The sequence below is a fragment of the Pseudomonas putida NBRC 14164 genome (genome assembly GCF_000412675.1).
Taxonomy (GTDB): domain Bacteria; phylum Pseudomonadota; class Gammaproteobacteria; order Pseudomonadales; family Pseudomonadaceae; genus Aquipseudomonas; species Aquipseudomonas putida.
Map to the genome: position 1 here is coordinate 3,267,890 of NC_021505.1, position 17,267 is coordinate 3,285,156.

The 17,267-nt window shown below is 63.2% G+C and carries 15 protein-coding genes; 13 read left to right on the forward strand and 2 right to left on the reverse strand.

Features of this window, described 5'->3' with window-relative positions; translation table 11 throughout:
• Window positions 1-59 precede the first annotated feature (59 nt).
• The 6 genes from yghU to PP4_RS14530 all read left to right on the forward strand — a co-directional run bounded on the left by yghU (window position 60) and on the right by PP4_RS14530 (window position 6,987).
• Window positions 60-899: a glutathione-dependent disulfide-bond oxidoreductase gene (gene yghU, locus PP4_RS14505; protein WP_016499943.1), complete on the forward strand. Its 840-nt coding sequence runs from the start codon at window positions 60-62 to the stop codon at window positions 897-899.
• Window positions 900-1,040: 141 nt separating this feature from the next.
• Entirely contained in the window at window positions 1,041-2,744 is a 1,704-nt protein-coding gene (locus PP4_RS14510; protein ID WP_016499944.1) for an amidase, read from the forward strand.
• Between the two features lie 91 nt (window positions 2,745-2,835).
• Window positions 2,836-3,510, forward strand: coding sequence for a helix-turn-helix transcriptional regulator (locus PP4_RS14515; protein ID WP_016499945.1), 675 nt, complete (start codon window positions 2,836-2,838; stop codon window positions 3,508-3,510).
• A complete protein-coding gene (locus PP4_RS14520) occupies window positions 3,507-4,424 on the forward strand; it encodes a pyridoxal-phosphate dependent enzyme (protein WP_016499946.1) in 918 nt (305 codons plus the stop codon). The genes PP4_RS14515 and PP4_RS14520 overlap by 4 nt, the downstream gene beginning before the upstream one ends.
• A 187-nt stretch (window positions 4,425-4,611) precedes the next feature.
• Window positions 4,612-5,709, forward strand: coding sequence for a carboxynorspermidine decarboxylase (gene nspC / locus PP4_RS14525; protein WP_003248125.1), 1,098 nt, complete (start codon window positions 4,612-4,614; stop codon window positions 5,707-5,709).
• A gap of 33 nt (window positions 5,710-5,742) precedes the next feature.
• Window positions 5,743-6,987 carry a saccharopine dehydrogenase family protein gene (locus tag PP4_RS14530; RefSeq protein WP_016499947.1) on the forward strand — a complete coding sequence of 415 codons (1,245 nt, stop codon included), beginning with the start codon at window positions 5,743-5,745 and terminating at the stop codon, window positions 6,985-6,987.
• 156 nt (window positions 6,988-7,143) lie between these two features.
• Here the strand turns inward: PP4_RS14530 and PP4_RS14535 are convergent, their stop codons facing one another.
• Window positions 7,144-8,190, reverse strand: a complete 1,047-nt coding sequence (locus PP4_RS14535) for a class I SAM-dependent methyltransferase (protein ID WP_016499948.1) — start codon at window positions 8,188-8,190, stop codon at window positions 7,144-7,146.
• Between the two features lie 244 nt (window positions 8,191-8,434).
• On the opposite strand from PP4_RS14535, the gene PP4_RS14540 reads away from it, so the two are divergent.
• The 5 genes from PP4_RS14540 to PP4_RS14560 are packed head-to-tail and all read left to right on the forward strand — an operon-like array spanning window position 8,435 to window position 13,314.
• The gene (locus tag PP4_RS14540; RefSeq protein ID WP_016499949.1) at window positions 8,435-9,772 is read left to right on the forward strand and encodes a UDP-glucose dehydrogenase family protein; all 1,338 of its coding nucleotides are present in this window, start codon (window positions 8,435-8,437) and stop codon (window positions 9,770-9,772) included.
• On the forward strand, window positions 9,760-10,734 hold the full coding sequence (locus PP4_RS14545; RefSeq protein WP_016499950.1) for an NAD-dependent epimerase/dehydratase family protein: 975 nt from the start codon (window positions 9,760-9,762) through the stop codon (window positions 10,732-10,734). The genes PP4_RS14540 and PP4_RS14545 overlap by 13 nt, the downstream gene beginning before the upstream one ends.
• A 34-nt stretch (window positions 10,735-10,768) precedes the next feature.
• Complete coding sequence (locus tag PP4_RS14550) at window positions 10,769-11,512, forward strand: glycosyltransferase family 2 protein (protein ID WP_016499951.1); 744 nt, start codon at window positions 10,769-10,771, stop codon at window positions 11,510-11,512.
• On the forward strand, window positions 11,509-11,781 hold the full coding sequence (locus PP4_RS14555; RefSeq protein WP_016499952.1) for a lipid-A-disaccharide synthase N-terminal domain-containing protein: 273 nt from the start codon (window positions 11,509-11,511) through the stop codon (window positions 11,779-11,781). The genes PP4_RS14550 and PP4_RS14555 overlap by 4 nt, the downstream gene beginning before the upstream one ends.
• A gap of 3 nt (window positions 11,782-11,784) precedes the next feature.
• Window positions 11,785-13,314, forward strand: a complete 1,530-nt coding sequence (locus tag PP4_RS14560) for an ArnT family glycosyltransferase (RefSeq protein ID WP_016499953.1) — start codon at window positions 11,785-11,787, stop codon at window positions 13,312-13,314.
• Between the two features lie 19 nt (window positions 13,315-13,333).
• Here PP4_RS14560 and mqo read toward each other — a convergent pair whose 3' ends face one another.
• Entirely contained in the window at window positions 13,334-14,911 is a 1,578-nt protein-coding gene (gene mqo, locus PP4_RS14565; protein ID WP_016499954.1) for a malate dehydrogenase (quinone), read from the reverse strand.
• 145 nt (window positions 14,912-15,056) lie between these two features.
• On the opposite strand from mqo, the gene PP4_RS14570 reads away from it, so the two are divergent.
• The gene (locus PP4_RS14570) at window positions 15,057-16,277 is read left to right on the forward strand and encodes a putative DNA modification/repair radical SAM protein (protein ID WP_016499955.1); all 1,221 of its coding nucleotides are present in this window, start codon (window positions 15,057-15,059) and stop codon (window positions 16,275-16,277) included.
• Window positions 16,268-17,113 carry a TIGR03915 family putative DNA repair protein gene (locus PP4_RS14575; protein ID WP_041167751.1) on the forward strand — a complete coding sequence of 282 codons (846 nt, stop codon included), beginning with the start codon at window positions 16,268-16,270 and terminating at the stop codon, window positions 17,111-17,113. Before PP4_RS14570 ends, PP4_RS14575 begins: the two co-directional genes overlap by 10 nt.
• Window positions 17,114-17,267: the final 154 nt, after the last annotated feature.

The following is a 17,267-nucleotide window of genomic DNA, read 5'->3' on the forward strand; positions in this document are numbered from 1 at the left end:
CATAGATACAGGTCCACGTCTTTACGTGACCGTTTCGCGCCAATGAAGGAGATTCATGCATGAGCAAGCCCGCCTATGTACCCCCCAAGGTCTGGCGCAACGAGGCAGCCTCCGGCGGCCAGTTCGCCAGCATCAACCGCCCGGTTGCCGGCCCGACGCACGACAAGGACCTGCCGCTGGGCAAGCACCCGCTGCAGCTGTATTCCCTGGCAACACCCAATGGCGTCAAGGTCACCATTGCCCTTGAAGAGCTGCTTGCCTTGGGCCATACCGCAGCCGAGTACGATGCCTGGTTGATACGCATTGGTGAGGGCGACCAGTTTTCCAGCGGCTTCGTCCAGGTCAACCCCAATTCCAAGATCCCTGCCCTGCTCGACCGCAGCGTCGAACCAGCTGTGCGCGTATTTGAATCGGGTTCGATCCTGCTGTACCTGGCAGACAAGTTCGGCGCACTGCTGCCAAAATCGCCCGCTACACGCACAGAGAGCCTGAATTGGCTGTTCTGGCAGATGGGCGCGGCGCCTTACCTGGGTGGTGGCTTCGGTCACTTCTACGTGTACGCCCCGGAAAAATTCGAATACGCGATCAACCGCTTCACCATGGAGGCCAAGCGTCAACTGGACGTGCTTGACCGCCGCCTGGCCGAGAGCCGTTACCTGGGCGGTGATGAGTACAGCATTGCCGATATTGCCGTGTGGCCGTGGTATGGCCAGCTGGTGCGCGGCAACCTGTATGACGCGGCAGAATTCCTGGCGGTGGATGAGTATCCCAACGTACAGCGCTGGGCCGCGGAAATTGCCCTGCGCCCGGCGGTGCAGCGCGGAACTCGGGTAAACCGGACGTGGGGGGATGAGGCCAGCCAGGTGCCCGAGCGGCATACGGCGCAGGACCTGGATTGAGGGTTGGCCGGGGTCGCTGGGCGACCCCGACAATGCCCGCTTGCATAAAACCATTTGCCCCCGCGCAAACCTGCGTCCGCCAAGCCCTTCTTGTACACTCCTCGCACTAGCCCCCACCTGCACAAATTTTTTGGTGAACGCATGATCGAGGTAACCGAGGTTTCCATTGCCGAGCTGCGCGACGCGCTCGAGTCGGGCCGCACGACGGCGGTCGAGCTGGTCAAGGCTTACCTGGCGCGTATCGACGCCTATGATGGCGCCGACACCGCCACCGCCCTGAATGCTGTCGTGGTACGCAACCCCGAGGCGCTCAAAGAAGCCGAGGCCTCCGACGCCCGCCGCGCCCAAGGCCAGGTTCTGAGCCCGCTGGATGGCATCCCCTACACCGCCAAGGACAGCTACCTGGTCAAAGGCCTGACGGCCGCTTCGGGCAGCCCTGCGTTCAAGGACCTGGTAGCCCAACGCGACGCCTTCACCATCGAGCGTCTGCGCGCCGCCGGTGCCGTGTGCCTGGGCAAGACCAACATGCCGCCCATGGCCAACGGTGGCATGCAGCGCGGCGTGTATGGCCGCGCCGAAAGCCCGTACAACGCCAACTTCCTGACTGCGCCCTTCGCCTCGGGCTCGTCCAACGGTGCCGGCACCGCCACCGCCGCCAGTTTCAGCGCCTTCGGCCTGGCCGAGGAAACCTGGTCCAGCGGCCGTGGCCCGGCGTCCAACAATGGCTTGTGCGCCTACACCCCATCGCGCGGCGTGATTTCGGTGCGCGGCAACTGGCCGCTGACCCCGACCATGGACGTGGTGGTGCCTTACGCCCGTACCATGGCCGACCTGCTGGAAATCCTCGACGTGGTGGTCGCCGATGACGCTGACAAGCGCGGCGACCTGTGGCGCCTGCAGCCCTGGGTGCCGATCCCGGCGGCATCGACTGTGCGCCCTGCCTCTTACCTGGACCTGGCAGTGGATGCCAGCGCACTCAAGGGCAAACGCTTTGGCGTACCGCGCATGTACATCAATGCCGATGCCGAAGCAGGCACCTCCGAAAAACCAGGCATCGGTGGCCCGACCGGCCAACGCATCAACACCCGCGCTACTGTAATCGACTTGTGGCAACAGGCACGCCAGGCCCTGGAAGCGGCTGGTGCCGAAGTGCTGGAAGTGGACTTTCCGCTGGTGTCCAACTGCGAGGGCGACCGCCCGGGCGCACCGACCGTTTACAACCGCGGCATCGTCAGCAAGGAGTTCCTGCATGACGAGCTGTGGGAGCTGTCGGGCTGGGCGTTCGACGACTTCCTGCAAGCCAACGGCGACCCCAAGCTCAACCGCTTGGCCGATGTCGATGGCCCACAGATATTCCCGCACGACCCGGGCACCCTGCCCAACCGCGAGGACGACCTGGCTGCGGGCATGGACGAGTACGTCAACATGGCCAAGCGCGGGCTGAAGGCCTGGGACCAGATCGAGACCGTGCCCGATGGCCTGCGCGGCCTGGAGCACACCCGCAAACTGGACCTGGAAGACTGGATGGACAACCTGGGCCTGGATGCGGTGCTGTTCCCGACCGTGGCCGATGTAGGCCCGGCCGATGCCGACGTCAACCCGGCATCGGCGGACATCGCCTGGAGCAACGGTATCTGGGTGGCCAACGGCAACCTGGCGATCCGTCACCTGGGTGTACCGACCGTCACCGTGCCAATGGGCGTGATGGCCGACATCGGCATGCCGGTGGGGCTGACCTTTGCCGGGCGTGCCTATAGCGACAATGCGCTGTTGAGCTTTGGTGCCGCCTTCGAGGCGACCGGCTCGCGCCGGATGATCCCGCCGCGCACCCCGGCGCTGGGCTGACTTTTACAAGGGCCGCTTTGCGGCCCATCGCAGATCGCTTAATTCAACTCAATGTGTAAAAATACACAAAATGTTGATTTTGCGATCTGCCATGCCTATCCCCCCCAGCGAAGAACGCCACCTCACACTCACGGTGCTCAAGGCCGCCATCCAGGCCTTGGGCAGCGTTGCCGCACGCAACATGGAAATCCTTCTGCACGACCTGGATCACCCGGAGCATTCCGTGGTGGCGATCGTCAACGGTCACCTCTCCGGCCGCAGCGTCGGCAGCCCGATCCTCGCCGCCCCAGAGCAGGACCAAGGCTTCAAGGCACTGATGCAGGCCTCAGCGGACCAGCACGGCAGCGAGCCGGTGGTACTGCCCGACTACCCCACCACGCTGAAGGGCCGCACCCTGCGCAGCGCCACCGCGATCTTTCGCGACAGCACCGGCCACCCCTTCGCCAGCCTCTGCGTCAACACCGACGTCACCGGCCTGGACGCCGCCATGAACTTTCTCCAGCAGTTCCAACCGCTGGGGGCCACGCCTGCCGTCAACGAACCCGCCGACATGGAACTGCTGATGAGCGAGATCATCCAGGCTTCCCTGCAACGCAGCGGCCAAGGGCGGATGAACAAACAGGCCAAGGTTGAAGCCGTGCGGGTCATGCAGGAGCGCGGCCTGTTCATCGTCAAGGGCGGCGTGGAAAAGGCCGCCAGTGCGCTCGGCGTAACCCGCTACACCATTTACAACTACCTTGAACAATTACGCGGAACCAGCCAATGACCTTGCATATCCACACCCCCCTGATCGAATCCCGCTCGCTGTCGTTGGCTGCGGGCCGAAACGTCTGGCTCAAGCTCGATGCCCTGCAACCTTGCGGCTCATTCAAACTGCGCGGGGTGGGCCACGCCTGCGAAGTGCATCAGGCCCGTGGCGCCCGGCAGTTCATCTCATCGTCGGGCGGCAATGCCGGCCTGGCGGTGGCCTATGCAGGGCGCAAACTGGGTGTGCCGGTGACCGTGGTAGTCCCCGAGACCACCACCGAGCGGGCCAAGGAGCTGCTGCGCCTGGAAGACGCCAACGTGGTGGTGCATGGCAGCTCTTGGCAAGAGGCCAACGCCCTGGCGCAGACCTTGGTGGGGCCGGATGATGCGTTCATCCACCCGTTTGACGATCCGCTGCTGTGGGCCGGGCATGCCAGCCTGATCGATGAAGTCGCCGAAGCAGGCGTCAAACCGGACGCCGTGGTGCTGTCGGTGGGCGGTGGCGGCTTGCTCAGCGGCGTGGTCCAGGGGCTGCAGCGCAATGGCTGGGGTGATGTCCCGGTGCTGGCGGTGGAAACCCACGGCGCCGCGTCGCTGCATGCGGCCATGCAGGCGGGGCATTCGGTCGAGCTGGAGCGCATCGCCTCGGTGGCGACCTCGCTGGGGGCAAAGCGGGTAGCCGATCAGGCGCTGGCCTGCGCGCAGCAACACCCGGTGCACAGCCACCTGGTCAGCGATCGTGCAGCGCTGGAAGCCTGTGAGCGGTTCCTGCTGGACCATCGCGTGCTGGTCGAGCCAGCGTGTGGAGCGGCGCTGGCATTGGCGTATGCGCCGGGCGCCTTGGCGCAATACCAGAATGTGCTGGTGGTGGTTTGTGGTGGTGCTACGGCAACGCTTGAGCAAATTCGGGCGTGGCTGCAGCAAGCCGATTGAGGCTGCCACCTGTCGGTGGTGATTACGTTAGTCACATGCGCCTGTTCTACTGAGCCCGCCGCAACCGGAAAAATGCCCTCGCAACGGCGTCAACCCTGACGAAATGCGTATCGCACCCTTTCGGTCTGCGGCAAGTGAAGGCACAATGCGTGTCCTTTTTTTGGCCGGCCTGGCCGGGGGCCTTTAAATGATCAAGACGCCGTATTACCTCATCGATAAAACCAAGCTGCTCAGCAACATGGAGAAGATCGCCTACGTGCGTGAACACTCCGGTGCCAAGGCGCTGCTTGCCCTCAAGTGCTTCGCCACCTGGTCGGTCTTCGACTTGATGCAGCAGTACATGGACGGCACCACCTCGTCCTCCCTCTTCGAGCTCAAGCTCGGCCGCCAGAAGTTCGCCGGCGAGACCCACGCCTACAGCGTGGCCTGGGCCGACGACGAGGTCGAGGAAATGCTCGAGAACTGCGACAAGATCATCTTCAACTCGATCGGCCAGCTGCAGCGCTTTGCCGAACAGTCCGAAGGCAAGGTGCGCGGCCTGCGCGTCAACCCGCAGGTCAGCAGCTCTGACTACCTGCTGGCCGACCCGGCACGTCCGTTCAGCCGCCTGGGCGAATGGGACCCTGCCAAGATCGAGCAGGTGATCGAACAGATCTCCGGCTTCATGTTCCACAACAACTGCGAGAACGGCGACTTCGGCCTGTTCGACAAGATGCTCACGCACATCGAAGAGCGCTTCGGTCACCTGCTGCACAAGGTCGAGTGGGTCAGCCTCGGTGGCGGCATCCACTTCACCGGTGAAGACTATGCGGTAGACGCCTTCTGCGCACGCCTCAAAGCCTTCTCGGAGAAGTACGGCGTGCAGGTGTACCTGGAGCCGGGCGAAGCGGCCATCACCAACAGCGCCTCGCTGGAAGTGACCGTGCTCGACACCCTGTACAACGGCAAGCACCTGGCCGTGGTCGACAGCTCGATTGAAGCGCACCTGCTCGACCTGCTGATCTACCGCCTCAACGCCAAGATGGCCCCCAACGACGGCGAGCACACCTACATGGTCTGCGGCAAGTCGTGCCTGGCCGGTGACATCTTCGGCGAGTACCAATTCGATCGCCCGTTGGCCATTGGCGATCGCCTGTCGTTCATCGACACGGCGGGTTACACCATGGTCAAGAAAAACTGGTTCAACGGTCTGAAAATGCCATCCATCGTGGTCAAGCAACTCGACGGCAGCGTCGAAGTCGTCCGCGAGTTCGGTTTTGAAGACTACGTTTCCAGCCTGTCGTAAGGCCGGCTTTCCAAGTAAGGAGCAAAAGGTAAATTGAAGAAGAACGTTCTTATCATTGGTGCAGGAGGTGTCGCCAAGGTGGTGGCCCACAAGTGCGCACAGCATAACGACGAACTGGGTCGTATCGCTATCGCGTCACGGAACATCTCCAAATGCCAGGCCATCATCGACAGCGTCAAGGCCAAGGGTAGCCTCAAGGTACCCGCCGACATCCAGGCCTTCTCGCTCAATGCCCTCGATGTCGAGGCAACCAAGGCGCTGATCCGCGAGACCGAATCGCAGATCGTGATCAACGTAGGTTCCGCCTTCCTCAACATGTCGGTGCTGCGTGCCTGCATCGATACGGGTGTCGCCTATCTGGACACCGCCATCCACGAAGAGCCGGGCAAGATTTGCGAGACCCCGCCGTGGTACGGCAACTACGAGTGGAAACACCTCGAAGAGTGCCAGGCAAAGAACATTACAGCCATTCTCGGCGTCGGTTTCGACCCGGGTGTGGTAAACAGCTACGCCAAACTGGCGCAGCAGCAGTATTTCGACAGCATTGATTCGATCGACATTCTCGACGTCAATGCCGGTTCGCATGGCAAGTACTTTGCCACCAACTTCGACCCGGAAATCAACTTCCGCGAGTTCACCGGGCAAGTGTGGAGCTGGCAGAACAGCCAGTGGACCAGCAACACCATGTTCGAGGTCAAGCGTACCGACGACCTGCCCGTGGTAGGTTCGCAAAACCTGTACCTGACCGGCCACGACGAAGTTCACTCGATTTCGAAGAACCTCAACGTACCGAACGTGCGTTTCTGGATGAGCTTCGGCGAGCACTACATCAATGTGTTCACCGTGCTGAAAAACCTGGGCCTGCTCAGCGAGCAACCGGTGAAAACCGCCGAAGGCCTGGAAGTGGTACCGCTGAAAGTGGTCAAGGCCGTACTGCCAGACCCGGCCTCCCTGGCCCCTGGCTACACCGGCAAGACCTGCATCGGTGACCTGGTCAAGGGCACCAAGGATGGCCAGCCGCGCGAAGTGTTCATCTACAACGTGGCTGACCACGAAGAAGCCTACGCCGAGACCGACAGCCAGGGCATTTCCTACACCGCCGGTGTACCGCCAGTGGCTGCTGCCCTGCTGGTTGCCCGTGGCGAATGGGATGCCAAGCGCATGGTCAACGTCGAGGAGCTGCCAGCCGAGCCGTTCCTCAAGGCGCTGGACGTGATGGGCCTGCCAACCTGCGTCAAGGATGAAAAAGGCGATCGTCCTTGGGACGCTGAAGCCTAAGTAACAAACAGAAGGGGCGCCACATGGCGCCCCTTCTGCGTTTCCAGGCCTGGCCTCTTCGCGGGCTCGCCCGCTCCCACAGGTAACGTGCTTCTCAGGCCTCAAGTTATCCTGTGGGGGGGCAAGCCCGCGAAGAGGCCCGTGCAGGACTACACCCTACTTCCGCGCCTCAAGAATGAGGTTGAACGGCGTCTGCGTCGCACGCCGGAACCGGCTGAACCCCGCCTCCTCGAACACCGCCCGCAACCGCGCCTCCCCGGCTTGCGCGCCCAGCCCCAAGCCCACCTCCTGCGACAGCGAATTCGGCGTGCAGATGAAGGTAGACGCTGCGTAGAACAAGCGCCCTACCGGCGTCAGGTTGCCGTCCAGCGAATCCTCGGCAAAAGGTTCGACCAGCATGACCGTGCCGTCGGCCTTCAACGCCCGATAGGCATGCTTGGCCGCCCCCACCGGGTCGCCCATGTCGTGCAGGCAATCGAAGAAACACACCAGGTCATGGTCATGCCCCGGGTAATCCTTCGCACTGGCCTGCTGAAAACTCACCCGCTCGGCTAGCCCCGCCTCACGCGCACGATCGTTGGCGGTGGTGATGGAAGGCCCGTGGTAGTCGTAGCCGACAAAGGTAGACGCTGGAAACGCCTGGGCCATGACCAGCGTCGAGGCGCCATGCCCGCAGCCTACATCCGCGACCTTGGCGCCCGCCTGTAGCTTGGCCACTACACCCTCGAGCGCTGGCAACCACTCAGCGACCAGAAACGTACGGTAGCCCGGCCGGAAAAACCGCTCGGTACCGCTGAACATGCACGGGTGGTGGTCCCCCCAGGCCAGCCCGCCATCGCCGCGCATGGCCGCGACCAGCTTGTCCTTGTCATGGAACAGCGCAGCGATCACTGCGGCCCCACCGGCCATGTAAGCCGGGGAGTCCTCCAGCGCCAAGGCCATGGCCTGCTCTTCGGGCAGCACAAAAGAGCCCTTGTCGTGTGCCATGTAACCCGAAGCGGCCTGGGCGTTCAGCCATTCGCGCACCAGCCGCGGATGGCAGCCGGTTTTTTCCGCCAGTGCTTCGGGGGTAGTTGGCTGGCTATCGGCCATCGCTCGATACAACCCCAGTTCATCGCCCAGGATGACATTGGCCAGGGTCGCCGCTGCACCCATGTCGCCCACCAGCTTGCCCATGAAATCGTGAAGCCTTGCCTCGTCCATGACCTGCCCTCCTCTGCAAGAAGGCCATCGCCAGCGAGGGAACTCCGATCCGGGGAGGCGGTGGTCGGTTCAAGGGTTTGTGCTCGCCCTACAGCGCGTTATCGCGAGCACTCGGTAAGTCTAGATCTTCTGCACATACGCGACGAGATCCCGTCTAAATAGCGGCGGAATTCCTCCTTCAGGTAACAATTCCTAAACAAGACTGTGACATTTTTTTTCAGCTTTCTTATCAAGGAGCGGAAAGATGAAAGTCACGGTTTTTGGTACCGGCTATGTCGGCCTCACCCAGGCAGTGTGCCTGGCCCAGGTGGGGCACTCGGTGTTGTGCATGGATGTCGACGCCGAGCGGGTTGCCACCCTTAATGCAGGCCATTGCCCGATCTTCGAGCCCGGCCTTGCGCCGATGCTGGAGAAAAACCTGGCCTGTGGCCGCCTGCGCTTCACCACCGACGCCAGGGCAGCAGCCAATTACGCCAGGCTGCAGTTCATTGCAGTCGGCACACCGCCGCAAGCCGATGGCAGCGCTGACCTGAAGCAGGTTTTTGCCGTGGTCGACAGCATTCTCGAACATGCTGACGGCGCCAAGGTGATCGTCAACAAGTCCACCGCCCCGGTCGGCACGGTGCACCGCATCAAGTCGCGCATAGCCCAGGCCGTCGCCGACCCCGCTCGCTTCCAGGTAATCAGCAACCCGGAGTTTCTCAAGGAAGGCTCGGCCGTGGACGACTGCATGCGGCCGGACCGCATCATCATCGGCGGCGCCGAACCGGCCGAAGTGGAGTTGCTGCGCGAGCTGTACCTGCCGTTCAGCCGCAACCGCGAAAAACTCATGGTCATGGATGCACGCAGCGCCGAGCTGACCAAGTACGCGGCCAACTGCATGCTGGCGACCAAAATTTCCTTCATCAACGAAATCGCCAACCTGGCCGAGCACCTGGGGGCCGATATCGAAATGGTGCGCCGCGGCATCGGCTCCGACCCGCGCATCGGTTACGACTTCATCTACGCCGGCTGCGGCTTTGGCGGCTCGTGCTTCCCCAAGGACCTGCAAGCCCTGCGCCGCAGCGCCGAAGCTGAAGGCTTCGAGCCGCAGTTGCTGCGTGCGGTGGAGTCGGTCAACGAACATCAGAAGGGTCGGCTGTTCAGCAAGATCCAGCGGCATTATCCCGATGGCCTGCGCGGCAAGGTATTCGCCCTGTGGGGGTTGTCGTTCAAGCCCAACACCAATGACATCCGCGAAGCCTCCAGCCGAATCTTGCTGGAAGCGCTGTGGGCTGCTGGCGCGCGAGTGCAGGCTCACGACCCGCAGGCGATGGACGAAATCCTGCGGCATTACGGCCCGCGCACCGATTTGCAGCTGGTGCCGTGCAAGGACGATGCGCTGGAGGGCGCCGATGCCCTGGTCATCGTCACAGAGTGGCAGGACTACCGTGTGCTGAATCTGGACAAAGTGCCGGATCTGTTGGCCGATCGAGTGGTGTTCGACGGCCGCAACCTGTTCGAACCCGAGCACATGGCCGCTGCCGGCCTGACTTACTACGGTATCGGCCGAGGCCAGGTGCAGCCAGCATGCCCGTACTGATTACCGGCGTGGCCGGCTTTATCGGCTTCCACGTCGCGCGCCGCCTGTGCGAGGCTGGCATCGAGGTGCTCGGCATCGACAACCTCAATGCCTACTACAGCGTCGAGCTGAAACGGGCGCGCCTGCAACAACTGTCCGGCTTCGCCAATTTCCGCTTTCAGCCCCTGGACATCGCCAACAGCGCCGACCTGCAACAGCTGTTCACCGGGCAGGCGTTCAGTGAAGTGATCCACCTGGCGGCCCAGGCCGGGGTGCGCTATTCGCTGGACAACCCCGGGGCCTATGGCCAAGCCAACCTGGTCGGTTTCCTCAATATGCTCGAAGCCTGCCGCCAGCATCCGCCGCGCCACTTGATCTACGCCTCCAGCAGCTCGGTGTACGGCGCCAACGCCAAGCTGCCGTTCAGCGTCGACGACACGGTCGAGCAGCCGGTGTCGCTCTATGCCGCCAGCAAGCGCGCCAATGAACTGATGGCGCACAGCTATGCGCACCTGTATCGCCTACCGACCACGGGTTTGCGCTTTTTCACCGTCTACGGTCCGTGGGGCCGCCCCGACATGGCGCTGTTCAAGTTCACCCGCGCCATGCTCGAAGGCCGCCCGATCGAGATTTACAACAACGGCCTGATGGGGCGCGACTTCACCTACATCGACGACATCGTCGAAAGCATCCTGCGCCTGCGCCTGAAGCCACCACAGCCTGCCCACGGGCAACCGCCCTGCCAGCTGTTCAACATCGGCCGTGGCCAGCCGGTGCGGCTGCTGCATTTCGTCGAGTGCCTGGAGGACGCCTTGGGCATCAAGGCCCAGCGCGACTACCTGCCACTGCAAGCGGGAGACGTGCTGGAGACCTGGGCCGATGTGGGCTCGCTGGCGCGCTGGATCGACTTCATCCCGGGCACATCGCTGGAACACGGCGTTAACGCTTTCGTTGGCTGGTACCGGGATTTTTACCGGGTTTGAGCCGCGCCCTCACAACAAGACCACAGGTAGCCTCATGACAGATCCACTTCACCTCTCGGTACTGATCCCCGCCAGGAACGAGGTCGAAAACCTGCCATCACTGCTGATGGAAATCCGCGCCGCACTGGCGGCCGAAGCCTATGAAGTACTGGTGGTCGATGACGGCAGCAGCGATGGTACCCTGAGCGTGCTGCAGCAACTGAAAAGCCAGGGTTACACCCAACTGCGCATACTGCGTCACGAGCGCTCGCTGGGCCAGAGCACCTCACTGTGGCATGCCGCGCAGGCGGCCCGCGGCCAGTGGCTGGCCACTCTCGACGGCGACGGCCAGAACGACCCCGCAGACATCCCGGGCATGCTGGCCCTGGTGCGCGCCAACCAGCCCCTGGCCGGCGGCGTGAAACTGGTCGCCGGGCACCGCGTCAACCGCCGTGACAGCGCCAGCAAGCGCTGGGCTTCGCGTTTTGCCAACAACCTGCGCAGGCGCCTGCTCAAGGACGCCACGCCAGACACCGGCTGCGGGCTGAAGCTGATAGAACGCGCAGCCTTCCTGCGCCTGCCCTACTTCGACCACATGCACCGCTTTATCCCGGCCCTGATCCTGCGCCACAACGGCCGCATGCTGGTGCACCCGGTCAACCACCGGCCACGCCATGCCGGGGTTTCCAAGTACGGCAACCTGGACCGCGCCCTGGTTGGCATCCTCGACTTGTTCGGGGTGTGGTGGCTGATTCGCCGCACCCGCCTGGACAGCCGCCCGCAGGAACTTGAAGGATGACCCGCGAAACCCTGTGGCTGATCATCGGCTTCGCCGGCCAGGCGGTGTTCACCGGGCGCTTCGTGCTGCAGTGGCTGTACAGCGAGTTCAAGCGCCGCAGCGTGATCCCGGTAGGTTTCTGGTACCTCAGCATGCTCGGCAGTGCCCTGCTGCTGACCTACGCCATCTACCGCCAGGACCCGGTGTTCATCATCGGCCAGAGCTTCGGCTTTCTGGTGTACCTGCGCAACCTGCAACTGATCGCCCGCAACCAGGAACAGAAGGACTAGCCCTTGCCCAGGTTCAAGACGCTTGGGGCCGAACGCCTGGCCCTGATTGCCCTCGCCGTAATGTTGGTGGGCGCAGGTATCGGCTGGCGACAGCCGATGAATGTGGATGAGGAGCGCTTTCTGGGCGTAGCCCTGGAAATGCTGCAAAGCGGCAACTGGTTCATCCCCCACCGGGCAGCGGAAATATACGGCGACAAGCCGCCGCTGTTCATGTGGACCGTGGCCCTGTTCAGCCAACTGACCGGCTCGCCCAAGGTTGCCCTCTACCTGCCCGGGTTGATGTCGGCGGCAACCATCACTTGGGTGCTGCACGACCTGGGGCGGCGCCTGTGGAGCCGGCGCATCGGCGTGATCGCCGCCTTGCTGTTCCTGGCCACCTACCAGAGCTACAGCATCCTGCGTACCGGGCAGATCGACAGCTTCCTGTGCCTATGGGTAGCGCTGGGTTTTTATGGCATGGTGCGCCACCTGCTATCGGGGCCGGCGTGGGGTTGGTTCTACCTGGCCTGTGCGGCCATGGGGCTGGGCATCATCAGCAAGGGCGTGGGCTTTGTGCCGGCGCTGATGCTGCTGCCCTATGCCTGGGCGGTGCGCCAAGGCTGGCACGGCGTTGTGGCCCTGCCTGGCCAAGGTTGGCGCTGGAGCCTTGGGCTGCTTTGCCTGCTGGCCGGTTGCGCGGTGTGGCTTGTGCCCCTGCTGGTGTCGATCGCCCAGGGCGGTGGCGCAGCGGAGCTGGCCTACCTCAACGAAATCTTGCTGCGCCAGACCGCCAGCCGCTATACCAATGCCTGGGACCATCGCGAGCCATTCTGGTACTTCTTCGTCAAGGTCATTCCCAAGTACTGGCTGCCGCTGGTGCTGGCCCTGCCCTGGCTGGTACCGGCGTGGCGACGCCAGCTGCAAAAGCGCGACGGGCGCTTCTTGCTGCTACTCGGCTGGGTGGCGTTGGTGCTGCTGTTTTTCAGCTTCAGCAGTGGCAAGCGCAAGTTGTACATCTTCCCAGCGCTGCCGGGCCTGGTGCTGGCCATCGCCCCGCTGATACCGTGGCTGCTCAAACGCTGGTTGCTGGGCCGGCCGGCCTGGCGCAAGGCCTTTGTCGCCGTGGCCCTGACATGGTTCGCGCTGTGGTTCGCCCGCGGCTTCGTCGAGCCGCTGAAGGAGGGCCGCAACCCGCATGAGGCGCTGATGAGCGAAGCGGCACGCGCCACCGGCGGAGCCGAGCTGGTGCTGGTCAACTGGCGCGAAGGGCATTGGCTGTTTGCCCGGCAGCCCATCGTGCATTTCGGCTTTACCGGCCAATCCAGGGCGGATGCGGCGGCCTATTGGCTGCGCCATAACCCCACCGCCTTCGCCCTGATCCCGGCCTCCGAACTGGGCCGCTGCTTCAGTGCCGACAAGGCACGCAAGCTTGGCGAGACTTCGCGGGCCGAGTGGTATGTGGTGGGTGCCGATGCCGACAACGGCCATTGCCAAACCGCTGCCCCGGGTCACGTCTACCGCTTTGCCTGGGCAGACGCGCCCGTCGCTCGTTAAAACCTGCTCCCCCGCCGTGCTACGGCGCAGCGGTGCCGGCTGGCGGATCGAGTTGCAGCACCTCGTTGGTGTACGCCCACTCCTTCAATACCTGGTCGGGGTGGTCGTTGAGGCGCGTTCCGTAGGACGGGATGATCTGGTTGATCTTACCCTGCCATTGCGGCGTTGCTACCTTGTCCTTGAACACCTTGTTGAGCACATCGAGCATGATCGGTGGCGCGGTCGAGGCACCCGGCGAGGCGCCCAGCAACCCGGCGATGCTACCGTCCCTGGACATCACCACCTCAGTACCGAGCTTGAGCACGCCACCCAATGCCTCGTCCTTCTTGATGATCTGTACCCGCTGGCCCGCCTGCCACAGCCGCCAGTCTTCCTTCTTCGCCTCGGGGAAGTAAGTGCGCAGCGCTTCGAAGCGGTCATTGTCGGATTGCAGCACCTGACCGATAAGGTACTGGACCAGGTCAAACTCGCGTACCCCGACCCGCACCATCGGCCAGGCGTTGTGCACGCTGGTACTGGCAAGCAGGTCGAGCAGCGAGCCTTGCTTGAGGAACTTGGTCGAGAAGGTGGCGAACGGCCCGAAGAGGATCATGCGCTTGCCATCGAGCACCCGGGTGTCCAGGTGCGGCACCGACATGGGTGGCGCACCGGTGGCGGCAATGCCATAGGCCTTGGCCATGTGACGCTGCGCGATAGCCGGGTTGTCGGTGACCAGGAACGAACCGCCGACCGGGAAACCGGCATAGTCCTTGGCCTCGTCAATCCCCGACTTCTGCAGCAGGGGTAACGCCGCACCACCAGCACCAATGAACAGGAACTTGGCGTCGGTGGCCGCCTTGCTGCCATCTTTGAGGTTCTTGTACTCGACATGCCACGAGCCGTCGTCGTTACGGGTGATGTCTTGTACTTCGGTGGACAACTTGAGGTCGAAGTTAGGCCGGGTCTGCAGATAGCCCACGTACTGCCGGGTAATCTCGCCAAAGTTGACGTCGGTGCCAATCGGCGTCCAGGTTACCGCCAGTTTCTGGTTGGGGTCGCGCCCCTCCATCATCAACGGTACCCACTTGCGGATCTGCTCATGGTCCTCGGAGTACTGCATGGGCTTGAACAACGGGCTGGCCTGCAGCGCCTCATAACGCTTTTTCAGGAAGCGGATGTTGTCGTCACCCCAGACGAAACTCATATGGGGCGTGGTGTTGATAAACGAATGCGGGTTCTTCAACACCCCCTGCTTCACCTGCCAGGCCAGGAACTGGCGGGTGACCTGGAACGACTCGTTGATCTCCACCGCCTTGCTGATGTCGATCTTGCCGTCTTTTTCCGGGGTGTAGTTGAGTTCGGCGAGGGCCGAGTGGCCGGTGCCGGCGTTGTTCCAGCCGTTGGAGCTTTCTTCGGCGACCTTGTCCAGGCGCTCGACCATTTCCATCGACCAGCCCGGCTCCAGTTCGTTGAGCCAGACCGCCAGCGTAGAACTCATGATGCCGCCGCCTACCAGCATCACATCGACCTTCCTGGTTTCTGCGGCCTGGGCATTGAACATGCCAAAGGCCAAGGCCAGCCCGGCCAGCGCCAGCTCCGGCTTCAGGGTAATTTTCATAACCTTTTCCGCGCCTCGTTGCTATCCGTAAGTCCAGCCACAAGCTTAGCTGACGGATTTAGTCGGGCATGGCTGGCGCACAACCACTTGCAATCAGACACATCTCAAAATACTGTATGAATATTCAGTACAGTGAGACAGCCTCATGCAACTCATCGCCAAACTCGGCATCCTTGCCGACGCCGCCAAATACGATGCATCTTGCGCCAGCAGCGGTGCACCCAAGCGCAATTCGCGCGGCGGCGACGGCCTGGGCGCTACCAACGGCATGGGCATCTGTCACAGCTACACCCCCGACGGCCGTTGCGTGTCGCTGCTCAAGGTACTGTTGACCAACTTCTGCCTGTATGACTGCCAGTACTGCGTGAACCGCCGGTCCAGCAACGTCCCCCGCGCGCGCTTCAGCCCTGAGGAAGTGGTGCGCCTAACCCTGGATTTCTATCGACGCAATTGCATCAGTGGCCTGTTCCTCAGCTCCGGCATCATCCGTTCGGCGGATTACACCATGGAGCAACTGATCCGCGTAGCCCGCTTGTTGCGCGAAGAGCACAACTTCCGCGGCTACATTCACCTCAAGACCATCCCCGATGCCGACCCGCTACTGATCGAAGAGGCCGGCCGCCTGGCCGACCGCCTCAGCGTCAATATCGAACTGCCCACCGACGCCAGCCTCAAGCGCCTGGCGCCGGAAAAACACGCGCATACCATCCGCCAGGCGATGGGCGTGATTCACCAGGGCCAGCAAGCCGTGGCCAACGAACCCAAGGCCCCGCGCTTCACCCCTGCCGGGCAAAGCACCCAGGTCATCGTCGGCGCCGACAGCACCGACGACAGCACCCTGCTGCGCAATGCCGAGTCGCTGTACCAAGGTTACGGCCTAAAGCGCGTGTACTATTCTGCCTTCAGCCCGATCCCCGACAGCCCGGGCAGCGTGCCCCTGGCTGCACCGCCGCTGCTGCGCGAGCACCGCCTGTACCAGGCCGACTTCCTGCTGCGTGGCTACGGCTACAAGGCAGGTGAACTACTGGGACAGAGCGGCAACCTGGCGCTGGACATCGACCCGAAACTGGCCTGGGCGCTGGCCAACCGCGACATTTTTCCGCTGGATGTAAACCGCGCCGAGCCTGCGCTGCTCGCGCGTATTCCCGGTATCGGCCTGCGCAGCGTGCAGCGCCTGGTCGCGCTGCGCCGGGAACGGCGCATCCGCTATGACGACCTCATCCAGCTGCGCTGCGTGCTGGACAAGGCACGGCCGTTTATCGTCACCAGCGATTACCGCCCAGCCCAGTCCGAGCTGCGCAGCGGCTTGCTGCGGGCGCGTTTGCGTGAACCGCAAGCGCCGGTGCAGATGGGGCTGTGGGGATGATTGCGCTCGACTGCGATGACCGGTTCGCCACCTGGCGGGATCAGGCCCGCGTGTTGCTGGGGCATGGCATCGACCCGTCGCAAGTCACCTGGTCACAGGGCCCGATGGCAGACCTGTTGGCAGTGCCTGCGTCGCCCCCCGAAGGCCCTGGCCCTTTTCGCGCCAAAGTGCCTGCCGCGCTGCTGGACCAGTTGGAGCAGGCTGCCCGTTACTGCGGCGAGCAACGCTGGAACCTGTTGTACGAAGTGCTCTGGCGGGTGGCCCATGGTGACCGCACGGCCATGCTGGCGGGCGACCGATTGGGCAGTGAACTGCAAAGGCGCATCAAGCAAGTCAGCCGAGAGGCGCATCACCTGCATGCGTTTGTGCGCTTCGTGCCATTGCCAGAGGCGTTGGCAGAACGCCTGCAACTTGATCTGGTCGCTTACCACGAACCGGCACATGACATTCTGGAAAGTGCCAGCCCACATTTTGCTGACCGCCTGGGGCGTTTGCGCTGGTTGATCGCCACACCACAGGATGGCATTCGGTTCGACGGCCAGGTGTTCGATTACCAACGCCGATGCCCCGAGCGCTGGCAGCAATGGGCGCGCAACGCTGACGACCCAGGCGCCGAACTATGGCGCACCTACTACCGCCACACCTTCAACCCCGCCCGCCTCAACCCCGATGCCCTGCGCCTGCACATGCCCGGGCGGTTCTGGCGGCATTTGCCGGAAGGCATGCTGATACCGCAACTCGAAGGCCTGGCCCGCCAAGGCAAACAGCGGGACGGCCAAGCCGTTGAAGTTGCCGCCAAACCCGGCAAACAGATCAACGCGCCAGCAGATAGCTGAAAAAATAACTGTCTCACGTTGTCTTGCATGGCGTCTTGAGGCTTGCACGATCACTGTGGGAGCGGGCGCGCCCGCGAACATGGGCGCAGCCCGTGCCATCCACCGCGTTGCCTGCTTCGCGGGCATGCCCGCTCCCACAGGTACGGCGCAAGCC